Origin of the sequence: Curtobacterium sp. B18, assembly GCF_000333375.1 — a bacterium.
In the GTDB taxonomy this organism is placed as follows: domain Bacteria; phylum Actinomycetota; class Actinomycetes; order Actinomycetales; family Microbacteriaceae; genus Curtobacterium.
This window is the reverse complement of the sequence record NZ_BACZ01000427.1, coordinates 1-2,866: the sequence shown is the minus strand read 5'-3', so window position 1 is coordinate 2,866 and position 2,866 is coordinate 1. Positions and strand designations below refer to the sequence as shown.

Genomic DNA, 2,866 nt, shown 5'->3' with positions numbered 1-2,866 from the left:
GTGATACTGTTTTGACACCCGTATCAACTAGCCCTACGCTCGTCGACATGCACAACCGTCTCCTCGCCCTGCGCTNNGTTGTTGGCGCCGCCGCGCTCGCCCTGACGGGCTGCGCGACGTCCTCCGCCTCCGGTGACGCGTCGGGCGACGGCACCGTCCGGGTCGTCGCCTCCACCAACGTCTACGGCTCGATCGTCGAGGCGATCGGCGGCGACCACGTCTCCGTCACGAGCATCCTCGACGACCCGTCGCAGGACCCGCACTCGTTCGAGTCGAGCGCCACGACGCAGCTCGCGGTGTCCAAGGCCGACCTCCTCATCGAGAACGGCGGCGGGTACGACGACTTCATGACCACCCTCGCCGACGCGTCCAGCACCAAGGCGGACACGATCAACGTCGTCGAGCTCTCCGGTCTCGACAAGGGTGGCGACGCCGAGTTCAACGAGCACGTCTTCTACAGCTACCCGACGATGGTCAAGCTCGCCGACGACGTCGCGAAGCGCCTCGGGGACCTCGACCGGCAGGACGCGGACACGTTCACGAAGAACGCCGACGCGCTGACGACGAAGCTCGAGGGGCTCGAGGCGAAGACGGCCGAGCTCAAGAAGACGTACGACGGCGAGAAGGTGGCGTACACCGAGCCCGTCCCGGGGTACCTCTTCGACGCGATCGGTCTCGACAACGTCACGCCCGAGGCCTTCTCCGAGGCGATCGAGGAGGGCGACGACGTGCCCCCGGCGGCGCTGAACGACACGCTCAAGCTGTTCACGAACAAGACCGTGAAGCTCCTCGCCTACAACGAGCAGACGTCCAGCCCGGAGACCGAGCAGGTCAAGAAGGCGGCCGACGAGAACGGCGTCCCCGTCATCGGTGTCACGGAGACGCTCCCGAAGGGGGAGGATTACGTCTCGTGGCAGCAGGCGAACATCGACCAGGTGCAGGCGGCGCTCCAGAAGTGACGACCGTCTCCCACCCGACGACCGAGCGGACCGCCACTGCCCCGGGCAGTGGCGGTTCCGCCGTGCTCGAACTCCGCGACGCCGGACTGTCGTACGGCTCCCGTGCGCTCTGGTCGCACCTCGACCTCGACCTGGCGCCGGGCGAGTTCGTCGCGGTGCTCGGACCGAACGGGGCGGGCAAGACCTCGCTCCTCCGCACGGTCCTCGGGCAGCAGCGGCTGACGAGCGGCTCGATGTCGTTCCTCGGCCAGCCCGTCCGGCGCGGACACCGGAAGATCGGGTACATCCCACAGCAGCGCCTGATGGACGCGGGCACCCCGCTCCGAGCGCGGGACATGGTCGCGCAGGGCGTGACCGGCTCACGGTGGGGCATCACGCCCGCGAGCCGTGCCGAACGGTCCCGGGTCGATCGCATCCTCGACGAGGTCGGGGCCACCGCCTTCGCGGACGCCCCGGTCGCCGAGCTGTCCGGCGGCGAGCAGCAGCGCACCCGCGTCGGACAGGCCATCGCCGCCGACCCCGCGCTGCTCCTCTGCGACGAGCCGCTCATCTCGCTCGACCTGCGGCACCAGCGCGGCGTCACCGAGCTCATCGACCGGCAGCGTCGGCAGCAGGGCGCGGCGGTGCTCTTCGTCACCCACGACGTGAACCCGATCCTCGACGTCGTCGACCGCGTGCTCTACATCGCGGGCGGACGCTTCCGGATCGGAGCACCGGACGAGGTCCTCCGCACCGACGTGCTCTCCGACCTGTACGGCACGCCCGTCGACGTCGTCCGCACGATGGGGCGGATCGTCATCGTCGGCGCGAACGACGCGCACGACCAGCACTGCGACGCGGACCCGAACGCCGTGACGCCCGACGACGGGCGGATCTGATGGACGTCTGGTCGCAGGTCTTCTCCTTCCAGGACTACGGCGAGCTCGTCGTGCTCGTGCAGAACTCGATCTGGGCGGGTGCGGTGCTCGGCATCGTCGGCGGGCTCATCGGGCCGTTCGTCGTCGCCCGGAACATGCCCTTCGCCGTGCACGGCATCTCGGAGCTCTCGTTCGCGGGTGCCTCGGCATCGCTGCTGCTCGCGTGAACGTGGTCACCGGGTCGCTCGTCGGGTCCGTGATCGCGGCGCTGCTCATCGGGCTGCTCGGGTCCAGGGCGCGCGACCGCAACTCGATCATCGCCGTGCTCATGCCCTTCGGCCTCGGCCTCGGCATCCTCTGCCTCGCGCTCTACAAGGGCCGTGCGGCGAACAAGTTCGGCCTGCTCACCGGGCAGATCGTCTCGGTGGACAACCCGCAGCTGACGTTCCTCGTCGTCGTGGCCGCGATCGTCGTCGTGACGCTCCTCGTGATCTGGCGCCCGCTGATGTTCTCGTCGGTCGACCCGGACGTGGCCGCCGCCGCCGGGGTGCCGGTGCGGACCCTGGCGCTCGTCTTCATGCTCGTGCTCGGGCTGGCCACCGCGGTGTCGGTGCAGATCGTCGGCGCGCTCCTCGTGCTGTCGCTGCTCGTCACGCCCGCCGCGGCCGCCCTGCGCCTCAGCTCCCACCCCGTCGTCGTGCCGATCCTGTCGACCGTGTTCGCCGTCGTCTCGGTGGTCGGCGGGATCCTGCTCGCCCTCGGCGGAGGCCTGCCCATCAGCCCGTACGTCACGACCATCTCGTTCGTGATCTGGGTGGTCTGCCGGATCGTCGGCGGACGCAAGGACAAGCGCGACTTGCGAAGGGTCGCGACGTCCTTGTAGTCGATGACGCCGACCTTGATCGACTTCGCGGGAGCGGCGTTCTTGCCGCCCTTACCGCGAGGCTTCCGGCGGTCGCCGGTGCTCTTTCCAGCCATTGTTTGTCCTTAAGAAGTGGAAGTTGTGTCCGTTGAACCGCGGAGGATCAGAACGGGGTCTCGTCGTCGTAC

At 69.0% G+C, this 2,866-nt stretch carries 2 protein-coding genes and 2 pseudogenes; 3 read left to right on the top strand and 1 reads right to left on the bottom strand.

What is annotated here, in order from left to right; translation table 11 throughout:
- Nucleotides 1-47 precede the first annotated feature (47 nt).
- The 3 genes and pseudogenes from I5E_RS11755 (at nucleotide 48) to I5E_RS21700 (ending at nucleotide 2,699) form a co-directional block, all read left to right on the top strand.
- A complete protein-coding gene (locus tag I5E_RS11755) occupies nucleotides 48-959 on the top strand; it encodes a metal ABC transporter solute-binding protein, Zn/Mn family (RefSeq protein ID WP_022907161.1) in 912 nt (303 codons plus the stop codon).
- Nucleotides 956-1,837 carry a metal ABC transporter ATP-binding protein gene (locus tag I5E_RS11750; protein WP_022907160.1) on the top strand — a complete coding sequence of 294 codons (882 nt, stop codon included), beginning with the start codon at nucleotides 956-958 and terminating at the stop codon, nucleotides 1,835-1,837. Before I5E_RS11755 ends, I5E_RS11750 begins: the two co-directional genes overlap by 4 nt.
- Nucleotides 1,837-2,699: pseudogene (locus tag I5E_RS21700) on the top strand (metal ABC transporter permease). The gene I5E_RS11750 and the pseudogene I5E_RS21700 overlap by 1 nt, the downstream one beginning before the upstream one ends.
- Here the strand turns inward: I5E_RS21700 and I5E_RS23615 are convergent.
- Nucleotides 2,672-2,794, bottom strand: a pseudogene (locus tag I5E_RS23615) (30S ribosomal protein S18); the annotation flags it as partial. The pseudogenes I5E_RS21700 and I5E_RS23615 sit on opposite strands and share 28 nt — an antisense overlap.
- Nucleotides 2,795-2,866 lie beyond the last annotated feature (72 nt).